This is a genomic window from uncultured Acetobacteroides sp., assembly GCF_963667355.2.
Classification (GTDB): domain Bacteria; phylum Bacteroidota; class Bacteroidia; order Bacteroidales; family ZOR0009; genus Acetobacteroides.
The window spans coordinates 395,362-419,717 of record NZ_OY763328.2; the positions used below are offsets into that span (position 1 = coordinate 395,362).

At 44.8% G+C, this 24,356-nt stretch carries 13 protein-coding genes; 12 read left to right on the forward strand and 1 reads right to left on the reverse strand.

Annotation, left to right across the window (positions count from 1 at the left end):
- Positions 1–357: 357 nt before the first annotated feature.
- Positions 358–4,407, reverse strand: a complete 4,050-nt coding sequence (locus ACHZA1_RS01660; protein WP_320053504.1) for a two-component regulator propeller domain-containing protein — start codon at positions 4,405–4,407, stop codon at positions 358–360.
- A 532-nt stretch (positions 4,408–4,939) separates the two neighbouring features.
- Between ACHZA1_RS01660 and ACHZA1_RS01665 the strand changes: the two genes are divergently transcribed.
- The 12 genes from ACHZA1_RS01665 (at position 4,940) to ACHZA1_RS01720 (ending at position 24,356) form a co-directional block, all read left to right on the forward strand.
- Positions 4,940–6,367, forward strand: coding sequence for a hypothetical protein (locus ACHZA1_RS01665; RefSeq protein WP_320053505.1), 1,428 nt, complete (start codon positions 4,940–4,942; stop codon positions 6,365–6,367).
- Between the two features lie 24 nt (positions 6,368–6,391).
- The gene (locus ACHZA1_RS01670) at positions 6,392–9,445 is read left to right on the forward strand and encodes a TonB-dependent receptor (protein ID WP_320053506.1); all 3,054 of its coding nucleotides are present in this window, start codon (positions 6,392–6,394) and stop codon (positions 9,443–9,445) included.
- Positions 9,446–9,466: 21 nt separating this feature from the next.
- A complete protein-coding gene (locus tag ACHZA1_RS01675) occupies positions 9,467–11,050 on the forward strand; it encodes a RagB/SusD family nutrient uptake outer membrane protein (RefSeq protein ID WP_320053507.1) in 1,584 nt (527 codons plus the stop codon).
- Between the two features lie 126 nt (positions 11,051–11,176).
- Entirely contained in the window at positions 11,177–12,760 is a 1,584-nt protein-coding gene (locus ACHZA1_RS01680; protein WP_320053508.1) for a glycoside hydrolase, read from the forward strand.
- Positions 12,761–13,051: 291 nt separating this feature from the next.
- Positions 13,052–13,564 carry a ferritin-like domain-containing protein gene (locus tag ACHZA1_RS01685; protein ID WP_320053509.1) on the forward strand — a complete coding sequence of 171 codons (513 nt, stop codon included), beginning with the start codon at positions 13,052–13,054 and terminating at the stop codon, positions 13,562–13,564.
- 20 nt (positions 13,565–13,584) lie between these two features.
- Complete coding sequence (locus tag ACHZA1_RS01690) at positions 13,585–14,286, forward strand: peroxiredoxin (RefSeq protein WP_320053510.1); 702 nt, start codon at positions 13,585–13,587, stop codon at positions 14,284–14,286.
- 1,042 nt (positions 14,287–15,328) lie between these two features.
- The gene (locus ACHZA1_RS01695; RefSeq protein ID WP_321427029.1) at positions 15,329–15,466 is read left to right on the forward strand and encodes a hypothetical protein; all 138 of its coding nucleotides are present in this window, start codon (positions 15,329–15,331) and stop codon (positions 15,464–15,466) included.
- 230 nt (positions 15,467–15,696) lie between these two features.
- Positions 15,697–16,842 carry an AraC family transcriptional regulator gene (locus tag ACHZA1_RS01700; protein ID WP_320053511.1) on the forward strand — a complete coding sequence of 382 codons (1,146 nt, stop codon included), beginning with the start codon at positions 15,697–15,699 and terminating at the stop codon, positions 16,840–16,842.
- A 404-nt stretch (positions 16,843–17,246) separates the two neighbouring features.
- Positions 17,247–18,377: a hypothetical protein gene (locus ACHZA1_RS01705; protein WP_320053512.1), complete on the forward strand. Its 1,131-nt coding sequence runs from the start codon at positions 17,247–17,249 to the stop codon at positions 18,375–18,377.
- A gap of 20 nt (positions 18,378–18,397) precedes the next feature.
- Complete coding sequence (locus tag ACHZA1_RS01710) at positions 18,398–21,412, forward strand: SusC/RagA family TonB-linked outer membrane protein (protein ID WP_320053513.1); 3,015 nt, start codon at positions 18,398–18,400, stop codon at positions 21,410–21,412.
- Positions 21,413–21,418: 6 nt separating this feature from the next.
- A complete protein-coding gene (locus tag ACHZA1_RS01715; protein WP_320053514.1) occupies positions 21,419–22,840 on the forward strand; it encodes a RagB/SusD family nutrient uptake outer membrane protein in 1,422 nt (473 codons plus the stop codon).
- Position 22,841: 1 nt separating this feature from the next.
- Positions 22,842–24,356, forward strand: coding sequence for a hypothetical protein (locus ACHZA1_RS01720; protein WP_320053515.1), 1,515 nt, complete (start codon positions 22,842–22,844; stop codon positions 24,354–24,356).

The following is a 24,356-nucleotide window of genomic DNA, read 5'->3' on the forward strand; positions in this document are numbered from 1 at the left end:
GCACACCCCATCGAAGTATACTATAAAAGAGGTTAATCCAGCGCCATAAGGGCAATGCCACAGGCCTGACCTTCAAGCGAAGGATGTTTAGTGCTCTGCTTTGAAAGAATGAAGATAGATATCAAGCATTAGTGCATGATTGAAAATAGTTGTCCCCTCCTTGGAGGGGGTAGGGGGTGGGTTTGTTCGTTTAAAAAACAGCATTCTCGCTTCACTTCGCGTTCTTAACCCACCCCTGCCCCTCCAGTGGAGGGGATAACGTGCTGCAATTGGGAGTTTATCCTTTTGAATTCAGGCTTAGCTTAACGGCGATGGCCTCAGCTAAAAATACGGAATCGCCCGCTTTGCCATGCGCTACTACTTCCGCTCCGCATTCTTGGCAACATACTCCGAGGGCGACATCTTGAAGTAGTTGGAGAAGCACGCCGAGAAGTAGGTTGGCGAGCTGAAGCCAACCTCGTAGCCAACCTCGGCGATGGTAAGCTTATTCTGCTTAAGCAGGATGGCGGCCTGCTTAAGCCTGATGTTGCGGATAAACTCGCTCGACGACTGGTTGAGCAGCGACCGCAGCTTGCGGTGCAGGTTGGCGCGGCTCATGCCCAAATCCTTGCTCAGCAGGTCGCCATTGTAGTCGGAGTTGGAGATGTTCTCATTGATCAGCGCCAGCGCCTTTCGGAGGAACTCCTCGTCGGGCGAGGAAGCCACCACCTCGCTGGGCTGAAAGCTGATGCTCTTGCTAAACTTCTGCTTCAGCAGCTCGCGCAGCTCAATCAGCTTGGCGATGCGGGTTTTCAGGTGAGCCGGGTTAAACGGCTTGGGGATGTACGAATCGGCCCCGCTCTCCAGCCCCTCAATTCTATCTTCGATGGACGACTTCGCCGTAAGCAAGATAATGGGGATGTGCGAGGTGGTGATATCCAGCTTCAGCTGCTTGCACATCTCCACCCCATCGAGCACGGGCATCATTACGTCGCTGATGATGGCGTCAGGCTGAAACTCGGCTGCCATCTTAAGCCCATCCTCGCCGTTGCAGGCCTCAATAACGTTGTACAGGTTGTGCAGTTCATCCTTAACGTAGCGTCGGATGTCGTCGTCGTCCTCAACCACCAGCACGGTGTACAGCCGGCCAACGTGCTTAGCCACATCCTCATCGGGCATAGGCTCTATATCAATGGCTCTTTCGGCAAGATCGGTTACCACAGCCTTCTCCACGGGTTCGCTGGCCACCTCGGCGGCAGCGTAGGCCTCCTTTTGCAGGGGAAGATCAACGAAGAAGGAGGTCCCCCGCCCTTCCTCGCTGGATACGCTAATCTCGCCCTTGTGCAGTTTAACCAGCATCTTGGTAAGGTGCAGGCCTATGCCGCTACCCTTTTGCAAAGCGCTGCCCACTCCGGGCACCTGGTAGAAGAGCTCGAATATGCGGTCCAACTCTTTTGGACGCATGCCTTTCCCAGTATCCTCAACACCGATTCGAACATGCTCCTGCCCATAGACAGACATCCTCCGTACGCTTATGACGATTCGACCACCGCTAGAGGTAAACTTGTAGGCGTTGGAGAGGAGGTTGTAGAGAATCTTATCGAGAAATTCAGGATCTGCCCACCCCAAAACATGCTCCTCCTCCGCATCCAGCTGCAGGGTAATATGCTTCTGATGCGACAACTCCTCGAACGAGAACGTCATCTCCTGCAAGAAGGCAACAAGATCCATCTCCTGCACCTTGAGCTTCATCTCGCCCCGCTCCGTCTTCCGCAAATCCATCAGCTGGTTCACAAGCCGAAGCAGGCGATTCGCATTTCGGTGCATCATGTCCAGCAGCTTCCGTCTGGCAGGATCTGCTTCGGCAGCAATAAATCGCTCCAACGGCCCTATGATAAGGGTAAGAGGAGTTCTAAACTCGTGAGAGATGTTGGTGAAGAACTCAAGCTTTGCCTGGTGCACCTCCTCCGACTTCTGCTGTTCGATACGCGCAATCTCCAGCTTATTAAGCGTTCTAATCCTAAAGGTGTACAGCCTAAGCGATGCCCGGACAGCCAATGCTATCAAAATGGCATAGAAGAGGTACGCCCACCAGGTAAGCCAAAACGGAGGACGAATGGTTATGCGAATCTCCCTAACCGTTTTCGACCAAACACCATCCTGGTTGGTGGCCTTAACCTTAAACACGTATTTCCCAGGGCCAAGATTCCGGTACGTCGCTGAAGTCTTACCGCCAACCTTATTCCAGCCTTCATCGGCACCCTCCATCATGTAGGCGTATTGCGTTTTTTCTGGGAAGCTGTAGTTCAAAGCAACAAAGTCGAACGACAGCGTATTTTGTCGGTAGCTCAGCTCAACATCCGATGTTAGTGTAATGCTCTGAAGAAGCGGACTCTTCGGATTCTCCGTGCTTCGAATAGGAACAATGGCATTATAAATCTGGAAATCGGTTATCAGCACCTCTGGCTCAAACTGGGTACTGCTGATTCTCGACGGATCGAAAACGTTTAGCCCGTTCGTCCCCCCAAAAAGCATGCGCCCACCCCTGCAACGAATGGCAGAGCCCGGCATAAACTGCCCGCTCTGCAGCCCGTCGTGCAGGTCGTAGTTCTCGAACTTGCCTTTATCGATGCAGAACCTAGAAATTCCCCGGGTGGTGCTTATCCATAAATTGCCCTTGCCATCTTCCAAGATCGCCATTACGTTATTATTGACAAGCCCCTCCTTTTCGGTAAACGATTTAAAGTTGCGTGTTTCGTAGGAGTAGCGGCATAGGCCACTCGACGTTCCCACCCACAGGCGCCCCTTCGAGTCAACGAGCATTGCCTGAACCCGGTTCGAGCTCAACGACGAAGGATCGTCCTGTACATTACGGAAGACGGCAACATGCCTCCTGGCTCTATCGAACAGGTTAAGTCCCTCGCCATACGTGCCTACCCACAGATTTCCACGGGCATCTTCGCAGATCGACCGTACGTCATTCTCGCTGATTCCCGAATTCTTTGTGTTATACACCGCGAAATTTTGCGACCTAGGATCGTAGCAGCAAAGTCCTCCTGCATCGGTTCCCACCCACAACTTCCCCTGCGAGTCCTCAAAGATGGCGCGCACGGTATTGTCGCTGATGCTACGGCTAGTTCCATTTTTCAGAAACCGGGTAACCTTACCGCTCCGAGGGTCAACACGATTTAGCCCACTCTCGAAAGTGCCGAACCACAGCTCCCCCCGCCTATCGCAGTAGGCAGACAAAATTGCATTGCTACTTAGCGAACTTGTATTAGACGGATTGGAACGCATGCTGCCTAGTTTATTGAGGTTAGCATCAAACTTATCGATACCGCTACCATCGGTGCCAACCCACAGGTTCCCCTGTTTATCCTCGCACATGCCCCATACCTTATCGTACGACAGGGCGCTACCTGGCGTATCCTTTGCAATTAGCCTGAACTTATCGGGGATACTACTAATAAAGTTGACACCACCAGTGTAGGTTCCAATCCAAATATTGCCATCTCTATCCTGAGAAATGGATCTAATAGACTGGTAAGAAAGTCCAGACGGTCCCTCCCCTATATAATCGACGCTTATCGCATTTGCTCGAAAGACATCCCGAAGCTTAAAAATGTAGGCACCCTTGTCAGTACCAATCCACATATTCTGATTTCTATCGCAGAATATGGCAAAGACCTCCTTACCCGCAATGCTTTTCAAATTAGGTACTACTTGCAGCACTCCATCTTTCACAACCAGTAATCCCCTGTTGGTACCAATCCAAACATGGCCCGTAGGGTCTTCACCAATAGAGAACACCGTTAACCCCGCAGGATTTACACCCTTGATTGGAGTGCTCTTCCTGTTGACTAAATCGTACGCATATAGCCCATTTCCCTGGGTGCCAACCCAAAAAATGCCATTTCTCCCCTCAAGTATTGATTGCACTTTATAGTCACCCCTACTTTTGCATGCAGCAAGAATGTCTTTTCTATCGTAGAATCTGCCACTCCTTCTATCGTAGTAATTTATCCCATTTCGATAGGAAGCCACCCACAAATTCCCATCTCTGGCAGGAATAATAGATATAATATCGTTCCCATTAATGCTATACCTATCTTTCTTATGGCGGAATATGGTAAAATCGTCACCTCTACAGTTATAACGGTTCAAACCAGACTCAGCAGTACCAACCCAAATATCGCCATGCGCATCGCAGTAGATACTCTGAATGAAATTTTGCGAGATTGTCTTCTTATTCGTCGGATCATTTCTGTAACCTACAAAGCGATGCCCATCGTACCTATTAAGCCCGTCTTCGGTAGCAAACCACATAAAGCCTTGCTTATCCTGTACGATTTTGTAAACCACATTATTTGTTAAGCCATTTACCGTGGTGTACTTTTTAATATTGGAAGTATTGTTAGGTGATGCCACCACTGTAGCTATTGTAAACAACAAACCGAATACAACACTAAGGCTTTTAAAAGAAATACGACTCAAAAAAACGACAGTACCAATCATGATTTAAATTATTCACAGGTTCGGTGACAATTCTAACATTGAGAATGCCCATGTAGAATTCTCTAAAATTGTAATACATGCTAGCAATCTCAAGTAATCAGTCTTCCCCAAAGGCGACAACAGGCATCAACAAGCAAATACATATACAAAAAAACCAATTCGATTAAAAAATAAGTTAAGGTCACCCCCTCTTATGCATTCTCCATGCAAAACTATCAAAAAAAAGGAAACGCAACAGAACTTTCCTTGCGATAATCCGTACTATCTGCCGTAATAACAACATTTTGAATCATTTTCTAAGGACTTTCACTTTTAGCTGAAATCGACAATATCAAAAGAGTTTGAGACAATGTTTAATCAACATGGTATTGCTTTAGCGTTAATTTGATATTCTAAAATTAACACTTGGAAGTAGTTTTTACAGACGTTTTAAAACACACATTCTATGAGAAAACATCGCATTTGGCTTTATCTGCTACTACTCCTATTGGTAGTGCAGGGATGTAAAAAGTCAGAACTCGATTACGTAAACGAAGACAAAGCAGCACCAACGCTTAGTTTAAAGACTAGCGAGTTACACTGGGTTCAAGGTTATGATCTTTATGCACAGGGAACCGTAACCGATGATATCGGCATTAAAAGTATCAACCTTAAAATTGCCGAATGGTCGTTAGACAAAACAATAACCTTTGAAGATTCTTTGGTAAAATCTTTCAACCTCGACTACAAGTTTAAGGTACCCGCTACTGCTGTGGACAAGCCAAACGAAATCGTAATCACCGTTACTGACGTTAGCGGGAAAACGATTCAGAAGTCGATAATCGTACACATGGATGGAGACTTTACAATGCCCGTATTTGTATCGGCACCCGATAATGCCCTTACAGTAATAAAGTCTCAAGTTGCATCCAAAGAAACCGTATTTAGAGTCTCTATTGATGTTTCAGACAACAAGGAACTAGGATATGTTGTAATAAAATCTGGAGCACCGCTAAACTACTACGACAGCGTTTTAGTAAGCGGAAAGACTGCTACTGTTGAAAAAATATACACACTACCTAGCGAGATAGCCAACTACAAATTCGAGTACACCGTTGGAGACAAGGCAATTGGTACAGAGAAAGGAAATAGGGTTACAAGAACTACAAACCTTACAGTATCAGACATGCCTGACTTCGAAAAGATGTACTTGACAGATGTAGACACCAAAGTTGCGCTAAACTCCGATCTTTTTGGTGTTCCTATGCTTGTAGATCACACAGTTCCTTACACCTACACTGCAAAATACTACTCAGCAGCAGCAGACACTAAGGTTCGCTTTATTCCACAGAAAACAGACTTCCAACCCAACTGTTTTGGCTTAGATGATAGCAAAACAGTTATCATAAACGATCCCAACTCCAACCCAATTGTACTTCCTGCTGTTGGATACTATGAGATTGTTTTGAATACAAAAACTAGCACCTACTCGTTTAAACAATACACGCCAACCGATGCAACCCCAAATTCGCTTACTTATAAGTTAGATGGCGTTGACACTCCTATACAAATTGGGCTTATCGGAAAAGGCTTTGCTGATCACCCAGAACAAAACTGGAGTCCTAGTTCAGCAATTCTCCTAAAACAGTCTACAACTAATCCATACATCTATTCATTAGACGTTGAACTGGAGGGTAATGTTCAGTTTATCATTGGTCCTCAACACCCATGGGGATGGTGGATAGAGCCATTCTGGAGATTTGACAGTAAAACCAATCCAGAGAAAACACGACCTAACAACGGAGACAACGTTGACCTTAACGTGCCAACCCGCACTGCCTACACGTTCATTTTTGACTCGCACCTCAACAGGGCGAAGATGATCAAACGATAGTACTAAGACGTAAAAATTCACTTTATGAAAAGATATTTCAGTTGGATGCTAACCTTGCTACTACTCTTTGGAGTACTGCAGGTATCAGCACAAGTAAAAAACATAAAGGGACTTGTTGTTTCTGCAAAGGACAAGAGCCCTGTTATTGGTGCTTCCGTTATTGTAAAAGGGACTACCAAAGGCGCTATTTCGGATGTTACGGGAACCTTTACAATTAAAGCAGAAGCCAAAGATGTACTTTCCATCTCGGCCGTAGGCTTTAAAAAGCAAGAGGTTAAGGTTGGCAACAACACGACTCTGAACGTAACGCTTGAAGAAGACACCAAGCTAATTGACGAACTTGTAGTTGTTGGCTACGGTACTGTAAAAAAGCAGGACTTAACCACCTCCATTTCTACAGTTAAAGGATCGGAAGTTAAGAACTTTTCATCTGGCAATATCAGCAATGCGCTTCAAGGGAAAGTTGCTGGTGTGCAGATTATGAATGGATCTGGAGCACCAGGATCGACCCCAAAGGTGTTAATTCGAGGCATCTCATCATTTAATGGTTCAGATCCTCTATATGTTGTTGATGGAGTACCAATGGGCAATAGTCTTAACTTTCTAAATCCTAGCGATGTTGAAAGCATCGAAGTGCTTAAGGATGCTTCAGCAACTGCTATCTACGGAACTCGTGCTTCCAACGGAGTTGTGCTTATCTCAACAAAAAAAGGAAAGGAAAGCAAGATTACCTTCAACTTTGACGCCTACTATGGCATTCAAACACTACCAAAGCCAGAACTTGCCGATGGAATAGAGTATGCTAAGGTAATGAACGAGCGTAAAGCCAATGCGGGCGAGACGCTTCCTTTTTCTGATCTAAGTACAGTAAAATCAGGAACCGATTGGTGGGACGAAGTTATACGACCTACATCACCTATGCAGAACTATAACCTAGGCTTCGCAGGCGGAGATAAAAAGACCACCTATGCAGGTAGCATTGGTTACTTTAAGCAGGAATCACAAATGGATAAGGGAAAATGGGAAAAGGTGTCTGCTCGTTTCAATTCCGAGTACAAGTTCAACAAGTACATCACCTTTAGCCAAACGTTCAATCCTCGCTACGAAAGTTGGGTTAACACCCCTGATGTAATCTCCAACACCTTGTCAATGGATCCCACAACGCCTGTTTATATTCCCGTGGAGGAAAGAATAAATAATGGAGTTACGGATCGCTCTAAGCCTATTAGCTGGTTTGCCCGTTCTGTCCACAACCAATCGTGGAATCCCGCAGGAATTGTTTACCGCGCAGGTAACGATCAAAACAAGCAATATGCAATGACAACCAACTCAAGCCTTGCAATTGAGCCTATACCAGGTTTAGTTTTCAAGTCTCAGTTAGGATTAAACCTTCGTTTCGACGAGTATCGTAGCTACACCCCAATCTTTTTCATTGACAACTTAGAGAAAAATGATAAGGATCAAGTTAGCAGTACACATAATAACGCATTTGACTACGTATGGAATAACTTTGTAACCTATACGAAAACCTTTGCAAGCAAGCACAATGTTACAGCCATGGCTGGTTATAATATGGAGCGCTACTCCTATAGCAACTTATATGCTAGCCGCAAGGACTTACCCAACAGCAACGAGCTGCTTCGCTACCTTAACGCAGCAACTGGCGACAAAGGTGTAAGCGGTGTAGACAATGCAAGCTCATTAATGTCCTACCTTGGCCGTATCAACTACAACTACGATAACCGTTACTACCTAACAGCATCTGTTCGTACTGATGGTTCTTCGAAATTTTCTGAGAATAACAAGTGGGCTACATTCCCTTCTTTATCTCTTGCTTGGCGAGCTAGCAGTGAAAACTTCATGAAAGATATATCGTGGATTAGCAACCTAAAGCTACGCGCAGGATGGGGACGAATCGGTAATCAAAACATTTCTGATGGAGCCTATATAGATCAACTCTCTAGTGGTTATTATGTATTTGGAGGTGACAGAAGTGCTGTAATTGCAACTTACCCATCAACAGTGAGCAACAAAGACCTTAAATGGGAAACTGTTGAAGACTATAACATTGGTATAGACCTTGGTTTACTAAATGATAAGTTGACCATAACAGGAGAATACTACACCAAGGAATCTAAAGATATGCTCATGGAGACCAAATACCCAACCTATAGTGGTTATCCAACTTGGCTTTCGCGTATATGGGCAAATGTGGGCAGTATCCAAGTTAAAGGATGGGAAGCATCCGTCAACTATCACGACGAATACAATGGGTTAAAGTACGACATTGGACTTAACCTAACCCATGCAAAGAGCAAAGCATTAAAATTAGCCAACGGAAGCGAAATTCTTGATGGTGGATTCCAAGGTGGTAACATTACTCGCACCATCGAAGGTTCTGTGCTTGCTGGATACTATGGTTATGTTGTTGATGGCGTATTCCAGAATCAAACAGAAATCAACTCACATACATCCAATACAGGAAACCTGCTTCAACCCGATGCTGTACCTGGAGATTTCCGCTTCAAGGATCTGAACAAGGATGGTGTTCTTAACGACAAGGATAGAGAATACCTAGGTAACCCCTACCCTGATGTAACAGTTGGTTTAAACATTAAGCTGGAGTATAAAAACTTCGACTTTACCACATTCTGGTACGGATCATTTGGCAACGAAAACTTCAACACCACAAAGTATGCCTTGATGAGTGGAGCAAACAATGCCAATGTTAAGAAAGGACTATATGATGCATCTTGGAGAATTGATAATCCAACCAACTCTCAACCCCGACTAACTTCGGCTGATAAGAATAGCAATTTCAACAGAATCTCTAGTTACTATGTTGAAGATGCATCCTTTGTTCGCTGCAAAAACATTCAACTTGGATACACCTTTAACAAAGGTCTATTTGCCAACAACAAGTTAAGAGTTAGCCTATCCGCTCAAAACCCATTCCTCTTTACCAAATATTCGGGTCTTGATCCAGAAGTTGGAGGTGGCATCCTAAACGCAGGTATTGACTGGGGTACATATCCAGTTGCGCGTACCTATTTGGTAAACATGAGCCTATCATTCTAACCTATAAAAAAAGAAAACGTGATGAATAAGAAGATATCAAAACTACTATTTGCAGTAGGCTTTGCAGCTGCATTTGCGAGCTGTAGCGATTTTCTTGAAGAACCACCAAGAGGTACTCAAGATTTAAACACCTATTTCCAAACCGAAAAAGAATGTACTCAAGCGGTTAATGGCTGTTACCAATCTATACTGTATGACGACTGGTGGCAAACTACCTACTTCAAGTTAGTTTCCGACATGTGTACCGACGATATGTGGGCTGGTAACACCACTCAAGATGGTGGTGAAACTTGGGAACTATGTCACTACATGTACAAAGGAAAGGCTGGAAATGGCGTAAACAACAACCATTGGCAGTTTTGTTACAAAGGAATTTACCGTTGCAACATTGCCATTGAAGGCATTACCAACTCGCCAATAACCAACGATAAACTTAAAGCCCGTCTAATTGCAGAAGCCAAGTTCGTAAGAGGACTTATTTACTTTGAACTTGTTAAGAACTATGGAGGAGTACCTCTTTTAACTAAAGCAATTCCTCCAACCGAGGTAAAGATGGCCAAATCAACTGCTGAGCAGATCTACAACCAGGTAAAGAGCGATATGAAAAGCGCGGCGCAAGTGTTACCTGAGTCGTACGGAGCAAGCGATAAGGGACGCGCTACTTGGGGGGCTGCCATGGCCTACCTAGCTAAAGCTTGTCTTTACACCGAGAAGTGGGATTCTGCACGTACTGTTTCTGCTGAAATAATTGGCAAGAAGATCTATAAACTAGAGCCTGATTTTGCAAACGTTTGGAGCACAAAAAATCCAAATGGAATGGAATCGATCTTCGAAGTTCAGTTCAACAAGAATACAGAACTAAATACAGGCTTTAGACTTCCAGTTGTTTCAGGTTCTAGAGATGACCAAGGTTGGTCGTGGGGACAACCATCTGCAAACCTTGAAAAAGCATACAAGGACGAGGGTGATATAGAAAGACTCCGCTCTACCATCATTAAGAATGGTGACGATGTCTATGGTGACCCTAATGCTAAGGCATACGTTATTACGCCAAGCAAGCATAAGTCAGCTCGTATCTGCCGTAAGTACTACATTCCTAAAGCAGATAGACCAACTCCTTACGATGCTAGCACCAATAACCTTAACTACATCATGATGAGGTATGCAGATCTACTCCTCATCCATGCTGAAGCGGCATACAATAGCAATCATCCTGATGAAGCCATTGCTTCACTTAAGGAAGTTCGAGATAGAGTACACCTGACAACAGACATGAACCTTAGTGGTGATGCATTAAGAGATGCAATCTATAAGGAACGCCGTCTTGAACTAGCTACCGAGGGGCATCGCCTGTACGACCTACGCAGATGGAAGAATCCATCCGATGTATCAAAGTCAATGCTATCCTACATCTTTGGTCCTAATGGAACCTTTGTAAAGTGGAATATGAACGAAGCCACTGCCGACCCACTAGAATGGGCCAACAAGGGAGAAAGACAAGATAAGGGTATTTACTTTGAGGAGGGTGTGTACAATCTATTCCCAATTCCTCAATCAGAAATAGAATTGTCTGGTGGTTTATTAAAACAAAATCCAGGGTTGTAGTATAAGCCTGGTTGTTGGGAGGAAAGATCCTCCCAACACTTTTTTTTACAAACATACGAGGAGTGTGCTCTAGGATTACCGAGCAACACTTTCTATTTTACTAGCAGCATGTAATTCCTATTACAGATGAAATTTCAATCATTTTTTTTAGTAGCCTTAACTGCGCTAACAACCAACTGTAAGGCCGACAAATCGGACCCAAACGGAAGTGAGTATCAACCTGGGCAGGCAGTTGTTACTATAGATGTTTCGAAGACGTACCAAACTATGGATAACTTTGGGGCATCCGACTGCTGGACAGCCCAATTTATTGGAAAGAATTGGCCCGTAGAGAAGCGAAATGCCATGGCCGACTTGCTCTTTAGCACCGCAATGGATGCCAACGGACAACCAAAAGGAATTGGCCTTTCGTCGTGGCGATTCAACATCGGAGCGGGAAGCGCCGAACAGGGATCTACGAGCAACATCGAAACGGTATGGAGAAGATCGGAATGCTTCCTTAATGCCGATGGCACCTACGACTGGAACAAGCAGGAAGGACAGCGCTGGTTTCTTCGCGCCGCCAAGACCAGAGGCGTGGAAACCTTTATTGGATTCACCAACTCGCCCCCTGTTTACATGACCGAAAACGGAATTGCCAACAACAAGGGTAGAACAAGCGTAAGCTACAACCTAAAATCGGGCAAGATAGGCGAATACACCGACTTCTTGGTTAACGTGGTAAAAGGCATCAAGCAAACCGACGGTGTAGACATCAACTACATCTCGCCTTTTAACGAGCCCGAGTGGAAGTGGGACGGCAGCAGCCAGGAAGGATCGCCTGCGCTTGACTCCGACATTGCCCTAGTGGTAAAAAATCTCGACCAAAAGCTTACCGAGGCCAACTTGAACTCGAAAATTCTGGTATGCGAATCGGGTCAGTACGACTTAACCTACAAGGCAGACAACAACTACCCCGGTAGAAGCAACCATATCTTCAACTTCTTCAACTCAACCTCGCCTAGCTACATCGGGAATCTGAGCCACGTACCCAACCTGATTGGAGCCCACGGCTACTTTACGACCACACCTGAAAGCAAGCTGGTTTCGACCCGAGAAAGCATGGGCGCGGCCCTAAAAAATCAGAACTTGGGATTTTGGCAAACCGAATTCTGCATGCTCGAAACCGATCCTTTGGCTGGTAGCGGCCCTGGCAAAGACCTCACCATGACGTTTGCCCTTTACGTTGCCCGCATCATGCACTTCGACATCACCACAGCCAATGCATCGGCTTGGCAATGGTGGTTAGGCATCACCAATGGCGACTACAAGGACGGATTGGTGTACGCCAGCGACAACACCTCGGATGGTACCTTTACCGACTCGAAGCTGCTATGGGCCATGGGTAACTTTAGCCGATTTGTAAGGCCCGGCGCAGTACGCGTTAGCGTTGCCTCGTCTACCTACAAGACCAACGACCCTACAGGCCTTATGCTTTCGGGTTTTATAGACAATAACAGAAAAGAGCTGATTGTCGTTGCCGTAAACTACTCGACGGTGGATAAGACCTTCTCCCCTATCGTAAAGGGAGCAACCATCAGCTCGTACGTGCCCTACACCACCTCCGATGCAACAGGGGACAATCTTAAGCCTGGAAGCGCGCTAAGCTCGACCAGCGCCTTTAAAGTTCCTGCTCGTAGCGTGGTAACCTTTGTAGGCAAGATAAAGTAAGACTTAAGCATCAGCTGCCAACGCAGAATTGAGGGTTAGCAGGTGCTAAACCTTTTGCAGCAGCTAAAAAATGCGGCGCCATTGCAGGATATTATCCGGCATGGCGCCGCCTCTTTTTCCCCCATCCGGCTAGCCATCACAACAGCAACGACGACTAAGCACTCACCTCAAAAGGGAATCCAATTCCACCTCTCCCCCACTTCCCCATCAGCATAAAAGAAGAGGCTGTTCCCGTTGAGTTTTCATCCATAATAGATTAAATTGTGTATTTCTTACTTAAAGCCAAACGACATGGGTATAGGAGCAACTAAAATATCATCTGTTGATGCTGATACGCTTATAGAGATGCTGAATGCAGCGCTCTCGGAGGAATGGCTGGCCTACTACCAGTACTGGATTGGAGCAAGGTTAATGGAAGGCCCCATGCGGAGCGAAATTGAACCGGAACTTCTGCTGCATGCCACCCAGGAGCTCAACCATGCAGTGTTGGTCGTAAACCGGATAATCCAGCTGGGCGGGATACCCGTAACCAACCCAATGGATTGGATGACGCAGGCGCGCTGTCCTTACGATGCCCCCTCCGATTTTTATATCGAGATCATTTTAGAGCAGAATTTGAAGGGCGAACGGTGCGCGATACAGCGCTATCAGGAGATTGCGGATTTCACGCATGGGAAAGACCACGCCACCTACCAGATGGCGGTGACAATTCTCAACGAAGAGCTGGAGCATGAGAACGACATCGAGGACTGGCTTACCGATCTTACCCGCATGAAGGAGGAATGGAAGAAAACTAGAATGTAAACCCAATAAAATGCGTTGTTATGGAACAAGAAGTAGTATCGATGCCTCGAATAGGCGACGCAGCGCCCGCCTTTAAGGCCGTAACCACCCAAGGCGACATCAACTTTCCAGCCGACTACGAGGGCAGCTGGGTGATTCTATTCAGCCATCCTGCCGATTTTACGCCAGTATGCACCTCCGAATTTATGACCTTTGCCAGCCAGGAGGCCAAGTTTGCCGAAGTTAGCTGCAAGCTGGTTGGGCTATCGGTTGATGGGCTGTACAGCCACATTGCATGGCTCCGTACCATAAAGGAGAAGATTGAGTACAAGGGCATGAAGGATGTTGAGGTGAAATTCCCGCTTATTGAGGACATCACCATGGAAGTAGCCAAGAAGTATGGAATGATTCAACCCGGAGAGAGCAGCACCAAGGCTGTAAGAGCCGTATTCGTCATCGACCCTAACGGAATAATTCGGACTATTATATACTATCCGCTAAGCTTAGGCAGAAATTTCGACGAGCTATACCGCGTGATTGTGGCCCTACAAACCGCCGACACCTTTGGCGTGGCAACACCTGCCGATTGGCAGCCTGGCGATGATGTAATTGTACCAACTGCAGGCTCGTGCGGCGTTGCCAAGGAGCGCATGGAGAGTAAAGGCAACATAAAGTGCTACGACTGGTTCTTCTGCACCAAGAAGCTCCCCTACGACGAGGTAATGAATGCAGTAAAGGAGTAAAGAAGATCCGCTCGAAAAGCAAAAATGCCAGCAAGCACTCATTAGCAGCGTTACGCTTCGAGCTTATGCTTAGCAGCATCTACAAAGCATTTATGTATATGGTTCTACTGGAGCTGCGAATACCGTTACGTAGCGATCCAGTAGAACTATACCTTTAAAATCATTGACATGCTTTAGCATATCGGCATCAAACACATGTCTGGGAACCCAACTTTTTCGAGCGTTACAACATATCCTTTGCAAGCTGCCTAATTATTCATGGTCAACAACACCTATTGCGGCCCATTTACCCAAACATTTTTTGGAAAATGAACCTATTGCCCCTATTTTACCCATTTTCTCCGTTACAAACGGACTTATTGTCAGCAAAACATCATTTTCTCTTGTGAAAATGGATAAACTGCAGCTCATTTACTAATTTTCACTTGTATTTTTTTATATTTCACGGCCATTTACCCATTTATACTTGTACAAATGGGTAAATCACCTCTCATTTATCCATTTGTACAAGTACAATCGGACACATTGGCAGTTGGATATCCATTTGTACTTTTTTGTTTGGGCAATTCGCAGGATATCATTCCATTTTCTCCGATGCAGTCGGCACTATCTATCTTCGAAGTTCCAGCTGCAACAGCATAACCGACAATCTACCACCAAATCCGTTAATTGGTCGGCAGCTGCAACGATAGCATACGGCTGTATTACCAACTTACACGCATATAGGCGGGTGTACTAACGGAAATATAGACTCGCAACGAGGAGAAGACTCGCTGCAAAACATCTGGAGATCGAAATTACCTAGCAGATAGGCTCGATTAGCGATACAGAAACGAGAGCAAAAAGAAGAGCAACGCTCGCGGTAACGCAAAGCTCCGCAACATCTTTGCTGGAGATGGCAGGCAGGTGGAAGAATGGAGCAACCTTAAAGGTTGGAATTCATAAGATTCCAGTATAGGACTTTACGCCTTGTACTATTTGCCCTTATGGCAGTTGGCAGATAGTACGGTGGCATCCAAACCGGAGTTACTACGTGAGGAAGATGGAGAAATCCTACGCCCTGCCCTTCCAAGTAAGGGGAAACGTGCATCAAATTACGCTTATGGCAACTGTTTTTCATCGTAGTAGATTGAGAGGGGTTAACGCATCGGCAACCTTCGACGGCATCCTTTACGTATAAACAAACAGCACGAGATTAGCGCCAACTTTCACCTACAATATCTTCGATTTTTGCGATATGTGAGGGTAAATTCTTTTCGGCATTAGCTTTTCCCCCGTGTGCGACCATTCTATGAGGGTAGCGCATTTAAAAATGCGCAACAATTTTCTATCTATTCTTATTTATTTACATTTGCAAAGGTTGAAATTGCATAGCGTGTTTTTTGTAATTGAAGAGTAAGGGACAACTCCATGGAACAACTAAACGTAGTTAGCTTAGCCCTACTTTCGTTCTTCTTTATTTCATTTACCAACAAAAAGGGGAAGACTCTGTCTGAGAAAATCCTTATGTTTTGGTTGGGGATTCTAATTGTTGCGCAGGTAGCCTACCTAGTTGAGCGATCGGTGCTGATACACCGCTTCCACTTTATTGTAGAAAACACCTGCAGCCTTAATATAATCCATGGAGCAACGCTTTTAGTATACGTAAAGAGCATGCTCAACAAGGCTTACACGCTTAGCCGCTCTACGCTCGTTCACCTTATCCCCTTGGCGGTTTTAATTGTTGGAAAAGTCCTCATGCAGGATGTGTGGAACCTGTATAGCTGCGAGGCCGAAGGATCGTGCACCTGCTCGAACAACATCTTCCAAAGGTTGATTAGCTGGTATAAGGTGCTCGTAGTCGGTTCCTACGTTATTTACGTGCTCTTCCTATACCTGAGGACCAAGAAAACCGACTCCTACCTTCTCGATTTATCCACCCAAACCAAGTGGTGGTTAGCCACAGTGGTTCTAGGAAGCGTAACGCTTTTTGGTCTTATTGTAGCGCTGGAGCTGGTTCAGGTATTGAGCATTTACCAGATTACCGATAAGCTGCTTGTCATAAATGTCCTCACCTCTACTTTTGCCATCCTATTTATATACATTGGCAATAAGTATGCCTTTCTGCTATCGAAGGTAAGCAGCAGCGTAGATCAGCCCAGCAAGAAAAAGAGCAGCGCCCCACTGTCCCAGGACGACGAACAGCTGATTGATCCGAAGTTCGAAAGGATATTTAATGATGTAGACCAGCTGATGAAGGAGCAGCAGCTCTACCAAGAGCCCGAGCTAACCCTATCGATGGTTTCGGAGAGGCTAAAAGTGCCATCTGCCATAGTCTCCCAGGCCGTAAAGATCTTTTCCAACCAAACCTTTCCGTCGTATATAAATACGTATAGGGTAAATATGGTGATCGAAAAGATGAATTCGCCACGATTCAAAACCTACACCCTGCTATCGCTTGCGCTCGAGTCGGGCTTTAACTCCAAAGCCTCGTTTAACCGCATATTTAAGCAGCAAAAGGGCGTTACCCCCAGCGAGTACGCCGCCCAGCTAGGCTTAAGCCCCAACGAAGAGTAGCCACCCTTCCGCTGTACATATTTCCACCAGAAAATACTACCGGGTGTACCGCATGCACTCCCCCATTCTCTATAGCATTACCTCCAACAAAAGGGGAAGATTACCCTATATGCCTACAGTGTTACTCTTCCATTTTGCGCCTCCGCTAATCGGGGTAGAAAAGTGAAAGGGTATCGGTTTAGTTATCCGTCAAACCTACCTGCTTTTTCGAGCTAAAACACACCAACCCACCAGTCCTTCCCTGCTCAATAAAGGTCTCAATTATTACCATTCACCTATCCAACTGAGTTTTACAAGAAATTAAAAACATCTTTTTGAGACCTAAAACACAGGTCTCAAATGTTGAATTAAGACGACAACCACCTTTCATTACTCGTTATTTGCTACCGAAAACTCCTAAACCTATGTTCGAGAACCAAGACAAAAACAGAAACGAAGAGGGGAATATGAAGGATCATCCGAACGGTTCCCCCAACAACCGCACAGGACCTCCCATAGAGCAGGTTCTAAACAAAAAGCGCTATGCCGTTAAGCTGATTGAAAAGCGCACCGGCCTACTTATCCTAGCGGCTACGCTGCTCTTTCTAACAACATCGGTCTACCTTATTGCCCAACGTAACCTATACGTTTACCGAAACGTTTGGCACATCCTAGATCTGAACAAAAATGCAAGCTCAATAGAACTGAACAACTACAAAACCATCCGCAACTCCATCGGTTTCGAGGCGCTCGCCGATAAGCTAAAGCGCCACAAAGGAATTTATGGCGTGCAGTACAGCCCCTCTAAAGAAGACCTAACGGTTTACGTAAACGACAGCATCGTTACCGAGGATAACCTTCGCAAAATACTCCACACCAAGGCTAAGCATCCAGTTGCCTATCCCGAAGATACCAACATCAAGTTCTTTAGGTACAGGCTTTCCATCAACAACTACTACGACTCATTCGATGGGCTCGTACTAATGTATAAGCTGCAAACGATGAACGGCGTTTACTTCATCGAATCGGAGTATAAGAAGACGCTCTTCGTTGACATTTTCGCCAAGCAAGGCCTCAACGTCGATAGCCTAAAGGCGCGAATCGAAAGCCCATCGGTTGTAATGATTCTAAAGAAGAAGCCAACAGAGGTAGGCACCTGCTACACCATAAACTCTGTTGATGTCGAAAACGCCGATAGCCAACGCAGCAGAATCCTAAACAAGATCTTCATCAAGAACAGCTACGAATCGACCGAGGAAATTGCAGCAGGAACAAGGCTAGATACGCTAACACTTACCATGCGGAAATTCCCTTTTGGTAGAAAGCTTCCGTTCTCTCCCTTCCTTAAGGATGTAGAAATCGAGCAATTCCACATTCACAGCATAGTGGCAAAAAGTAGTGTTACATATCCCGAACTTCAAATTGTATTCGAGAGCAAAAGAGCATCGGATCGGGAAAAGCTGTTTTTGCTCCTCAACCACCCAACCTTTACGCATATGGTGAAGGGAGAAAAACGGGTTACAGAGAACCCATACGTTTTTATAAAGAAGAATTAACCAACTACAATCAAATCTAAATGACAAAAAGATTAGTTCTGTTCTTGTTTGTTCTGCTCATAGCATTCGCAGCAGAAGCACAAGTTCGAAATGTGAGAGGAAAGGTGCTAGACAAAAACAACCAGCCTATTCCCGGAGTAAACATTACCCTTAAAGGCTCGAAATTGGCGAGTTCGACAGGCATAAGCGGCGAATTCCTCATAAAGGTATCAGAGGCAAACAGCAAGATTACGTTTCGTATGGTCGGCTATAAAAGCCAAGAAGTTGTTGTTGGCAAGCAAAACGACCTTGTTGTGATCCTCGAAGAGGAGAACATCCAGCTTCAGGAAGCCATCGTGCTTGGCTACGGCAGCAAAAAATCGCGCGAAAGCGTTGTTGGAGCCGTTGAGCAAATTTCGGCTAAGGATCTTCAAGTAGACAGAGCAACCGAAAGCGTAGATAAAATGCTGGAAGGTCGTATGGCGGGTATACTTGTTGAGAACAACTCTGGCGATCCAGGATCTGCATCCGTAAGCATACAGGTGCGCGGACAAGGTTCATTAACTCAGGTTACAAGTTCCGATATTGTAGCATCAAGTCAACCTCTCTTCATCATAGACGGTATTCCCATGCTTGATGCATCGAATCCCAATATCGACAAAGCCTTCAACCAAGGGGTAACACAAACAAATCCGTTGTCGCTTATAAATCCAAACGACATTGAAACCATCACCGTTTTAAAGGATGCGGCAACTTCCGCCATCTATGGGGCAAATGCTGCCAACGGAGTAATCCTTATTACAACCAAAAAGGGAAAAGCAGGGAAAGCAACCTTCAACATTTCGCAGTCGTTTTCAGTTGCCAACGTCATTAACAGCGTAAAGTATCTGAATACGGAAGATTACGTAAAACTTGCCATCGAAGCACAAGTAAACTCAGGTATTTCTCTCGAAGATGCAAAGCTAAAAGCAGGGGCAACCGACATCAACACCAACTGGTACGATTTAGTCCTTCGACAAGGCTTTACTTCACAGACCAATATGAGCGTATCAGGAGGTTCCGAAAGAACAACCTACCGCTTCTCTGCAGGCTATAACAATACGAAATCAGTTTCCAAGGGGAATGATCTCTATCGAATTACCTCGCGCCTTAATCTTAACACAAAGTTGACCGATAAGCTCGACTTCGATGCCGTCTTCGGATTCTCTATGGCCAATAAGGATGTGTTTAGCATGTTCTCCGGGGCTTTCGCATTGAAACCAAATCTTTCGCCCTACAATGCCGATGGAACATTCAACACCAATCCTCCTTTTGACAAGGCGTATGTAAACCCCTTGGCCGCATTGGCACAAAATAAGAACCAAAAGAAGGACTACAACACCAACGGCAATGTGTCGCTTACCTACCATATCCTAAAAGATCTAAGTTTCAAAACTTCTATGAGCGTTGACTACACAAACGCAAGAACATACGTCTTCAATTCGAAGAAGAATGCATCGGGTGCCACATCTGGAGGTATGATAAAAGACATCTACAATTCAACGTTTGCTTGGGACAACTTTAACCAGCTAGAATGGAATAAAACGTTTGACGACAAGCACAACGTTTCTGTTCTAGCCGGCATGGAAATCAGCGATAAAAGTTCCAACGGACTACGAGCAACCGAGAAGAATTTACCGATGGAAAAACTCCCAATTATCGGATATGGAGCAACCGAAAATGTTGACGCATCTGCTTCAGAAAGTTCGGAAGGAACCATTTCGTATTACAGCCGAGTTGGATACTCGTACGACTCAAAATACAATGTCAGCGTAAACTTTCGTCGAGATGCATCCTCCATCTTTGGGGGCGATGTACAGGCAAAGAACTTCGCATCAATTGGGGCAACGTGGGTTCTTTCAAAAGAAAATTGGTTCCCTACCGATCTAGTACCTTTGGCAACGCTAAGGGCTTCGTACGGTAGCACCGGAAACTCTAAAATTGGCACATACTCAGCACGTGGAACATACGCATATGGATCATCGTATGTCTATAACGGTGAAGCCGGAGCGATTCCACGCTCCGCTCCCAATCTCGACCTTACATGGGAACAGAACTACAAGCTAAACATCGGCTTCGATGCCAGCTTTCTCAAATCAAGAATCGGCATAACATTCGATTACTATAGAAACACAGTAATCGGAGGAATTCAATCGTTGTACATCCCCTTAGAATCAGGATTCTCTACAGTCTCGGCAAACACCAGCGATATGGTGAACGAGGGATTCGAATTTACGCTTAAAACAAAGAACATAAACAGCAAAGATTTTAAGTGGAGGTCGAACTTTAACATCTCCAGCAACTCCAATCGATTAACAAAGCTGGCAAACAACCTCGACAAGTTGCCACCCTCTAGTTACTCGTATAATGGGCTAAAGCTCGGAAAGGACGTGAGCAGCATTTACACCGCACGCTATGCTGGAGTAGATCCTCAAACAGGAACTGCGTTATGGTACTTAAAAGATGGGACCATTACTACCGACGGCGTGCTGGCTAATAAGATCGAGAACCGTGTGTATGCAGGAAAAGCATCTCCAGATTTCTTTGGTGGTTTTGTAAACGATTTCGAGTATAAAGACTTTACGCTATCCATTGTTATGAGCTACAATATCGGAGGTAAGAAAACAATCCCATACAGCTACCTCAACACAAACTCGGATGGACGTCAGATCCTAATACACAACCAAACGGTGAACCAGCTTGACCGATGGACAACACCAGGACAGATTACCGATGTTCCAAAGCTCTCTCTCGACAATTACGTGGGATACGGTTCTACCCGCTATCTATACGATATGACCAATATCAACTTTAAGACCTTATCCCTAGCCTACAAGCTACCATCAAAATGGATAAAGCGAATAAAGATTGACAATGCCAGCATCAACACTCAGATTAGCAATCTAGCATACTGGTACAAGGACAAAAAAGGAGGAAGCGGAAACGGAATTGCTGAATACCGTTACGGTTTCCCCGAATCGAGACAGATAACCTTTGGTATTGACCTTAGATTCTAAAAAACAATGAAAAGCAGTACTATATTCCATATTGCATTTGTGCTGGGAACACTTGTCGGCACAACCTCATGCGAGAGTTTCCTCGACAGGGAACCTACCATGACCATATCGAACAATGAAATTACGAAGGACCTAGAAGGGTTAAATTTTGCAGTAGTTGGAGACTATAGCAACATAATGGATACCTATGGAAGCGCCCTGATTGCCTACTCCGAGAGCAGAAGCGGAAACTTGCAAATGGCCAAATCGGCAACAAGTGCCCTAGTTAAAGACATTACGCCCTCCTACGAGTTTAGTAACCTATACGACGACGAAGATGATGCCGTTATGTTTTTCTATGAGAATTTTTACAAGATCATTAATCAGGCAAACGACATCATCGAAGCTTGCAAAACCAGAACCTACGCTAACACGAAGCTTCGCGACCAGTACTATGGCGAAGCACTGTTTATGCGAGCGCTATCTCATTTCAACCTTTGCAACCTATATGCCCAACCCTACAGCTACTCTAAAATAGGAAGCCATCAATCAATCGTAATGATGGACAAGAAGATCCCCGTCTTAGATTATCCTGTACGTAGCAAGTTATACGTTGTGTACGACCTTATTATCTCCGATTTAAAAAAGGCCGATACCCTATTAACGAACAACAGCCGCACTACTGGAATAAAGCAGGCTTGGATATCACAGGCCGCAGTTCAGGCTCTGCTTGCAAGGGTACTTCTTTACAAAGGAGACTATAAAAACGCCTACTACTATTCGAACAAGGTGATTGCCGATTATGGCTACTCGTTAGTCCCCAACAAGGATTATCTTGGTGCTTGGAGCTCAACAGTTCCAAACCAGGAAGATATTTGGATAATAGATTTCACCGCCAAAACTACGAGAACGGTTTCGACCTACTACGGAGTTCCTGATGTAGAAAAGACAGTTGCTTGTTCTGTCTCTAAGGACTTATACTCGTTATACGAAAACGATGATGTCCGCAAAAGTTTAATAATTCCATTTCCAGGTGATGCTAGAGATACTGTTACCATCAAGTTTAAAAGTATCGGTCTTAAAGAACGATATATTCCAGCAATTCGCCTTTCAGAGATGTACCTAACCAGAGCTGAAGCTGCTGCAGAACTGTCTGATGTAATTACCGCTCGTAACGATCTAAACACTATCAGGCAGCGTGCAAATGTTAATGCAACTCCAATTTACCCTTCAGGGCAAGCACTTATCGATGCCATTATGCTGGAACGTCGAAAAGAGCTCGCATTTGAGGGACACACCTACTACGACTTTATCCGTAAGGGAAAAGGTATTACACGAACCTACTTTAATGGCATCAATAACAAAGATGTGCCTTTCCCAAGTGATAAGTTAATCCTGCCATTCCCAAAGAATGCAGTAGAACGTAATCCAAATCTTAATTCCAAATAGTATGAAAACTACCAAACAAATCTTTGCGCTGCTGTTGACCCTTGCAGTGCTGGCTATGGGATGTAAAAAGGACGATGAGCCATTTACGCCTACAGTTTCGTTCGAAAAAGATGCTATTCAGGTTTACGAAAACCAGAGTGGCGATGTAAGAGTAAAGATTAACCTAAGCGCACCAGCTGAAAAACAGCTAACAATTCCAATCGAGATTACGGGTACGGCTGTCAATGGCACAAACTATGTGATTTCGGATGCCGAGAATGTTACCATTTCTGCAGGAGCCTCATCAGGTGAAATTATTCTTCAACCTAGCATCTCGGCAACAGCCGACGATTACACGCTTACCGTTACACTTAAGCAGGCTGCAGGCTTTATTGTAGACCCTACAAAAAATGCGGTTACCGTTACGATCATGGACTCGCAGAAGTCGAACCTCACCAAGGTGTCGTTCGTGAATACCAACGAGGTGCTCACCAATCCACTTCTTGCCGAAACCATTGATGTAAAGGTTGCGCTAAGCGAAGCCTTATCAAAGGACATTGTTGTTCCTTTGTCTTTTATTGGTGCAGTAGAAGGAACTGACTTTACGACCGAAGGTCTTGACGGCGGCAGCATCCGCATTCCTGCCAACGCCCTAGAGGCAACCTTTAAGGTAAAAGTAAAATCGGCAGATATCACACAAGAAAAGAAGCTTGAAATAAACTTTGCTGGCGACTCTCAAGAATTCATCGTCGATAACACAAGAAAAACAGCAACAGTTACGCTGATTAACCCTGAGGTTGATTTTACAACTTCGTTCTTTAATGCAAATAACATTTTTAAGAACTTCAGTTTAAGCAATGGCACTGCTACTCAATTTGACACTAAAACGGCTTACCGAATAAAGACTCTAATTTGGGATATGACAACCAACGCGTTTAAGTCAACCGGAGAACATTGGGTGAATTTAGATAAAAGAAATGCATGGAAACCTGAAGTACATACATGGTTTAAAAAGGCAGGATGGACTTCATCGATTACTGTAGAAACTGAAAGATGGGAGATTCTTACCAAAAACTTACTAAACATATCAGATTATTTCCCCGCAGGTTACATTGTAAAATATGGAAATGTCACAACAGGATTTATCAACGACTCTTTTATCAAATTTATACCAACACAGAGAGATGGAATGAAGGGTGTTGCAATCATACCATCACAAGATGTAACTCTGTATAAATCGAAGGCAGGATACGACTGGTTCGGAACAACGACTGTTAATGGTAAAACTGTAACAAACTGGTATACCGACTCAAAACAAACATCTGGTGCTATATCGCAATCAACAAATGTTGAACCTGTTATTGTAAAAATTGAGAGCATCAATGGTTCCTACGACCTAACAACATCTACAATTTCAATGGACATTATACTTCAATGTTCGGACTCTAACTTTGCACCTACAGCCAACTATATCGTAAAAAATGAGAACGGTAAATACACCATTCGCTATCAATTCACTCAAGCTGTAATAAAATAA

Excerpts from the sequence above, each read along its gene's own strand:
- ACHZA1_RS01710 (WP_320053513.1), top strand. The coding sequence starts at position 18,398 with ATGACAAAAAGATTAGTTCTGTTCTTGTTTGTTCTGCTCATAGCATTC.
- ACHZA1_RS01715 (WP_320053514.1), top strand. The coding sequence starts at position 21,419 with ATGAAAAGCAGTACTATATTCCATATTGCATTTGTGCTGGGAACACTT.
- ACHZA1_RS01700 (WP_320053511.1), top strand. The coding sequence starts at position 15,697 with ATGGAACAACTAAACGTAGTTAGCTTAGCCCTACTTTCGTTCTTCTTT.
- ACHZA1_RS01720 (WP_320053515.1), top strand. The coding sequence starts at position 22,842 with ATGAAAACTACCAAACAAATCTTTGCGCTGCTGTTGACCCTTGCAGTG.
- ACHZA1_RS01670 (WP_320053506.1), top strand. The coding sequence starts at position 6,392 with ATGAAAAGATATTTCAGTTGGATGCTAACCTTGCTACTACTCTTTGGA.
- ACHZA1_RS01680 (WP_320053508.1), top strand. The coding sequence starts at position 11,177 with ATGAAATTTCAATCATTTTTTTTAGTAGCCTTAACTGCGCTAACAACC.
- ACHZA1_RS01675 (WP_320053507.1), top strand. The coding sequence starts at position 9,467 with ATGAATAAGAAGATATCAAAACTACTATTTGCAGTAGGCTTTGCAGCT.
- ACHZA1_RS01665 (WP_320053505.1), top strand. The coding sequence starts at position 4,940 with ATGAGAAAACATCGCATTTGGCTTTATCTGCTACTACTCCTATTGGTA.
- ACHZA1_RS01690 (WP_320053510.1), top strand. The coding sequence starts at position 13,585 with ATGGAACAAGAAGTAGTATCGATGCCTCGAATAGGCGACGCAGCGCCC.
- ACHZA1_RS01695 (WP_321427029.1), top strand. The coding sequence starts at position 15,329 with ATGGAGAAATCCTACGCCCTGCCCTTCCAAGTAAGGGGAAACGTGCAT.
- ACHZA1_RS01705 (WP_320053512.1), top strand. The coding sequence starts at position 17,247 with ATGTTCGAGAACCAAGACAAAAACAGAAACGAAGAGGGGAATATGAAG.
- ACHZA1_RS01685 (WP_320053509.1), top strand. The coding sequence starts at position 13,052 with ATGGGTATAGGAGCAACTAAAATATCATCTGTTGATGCTGATACGCTT.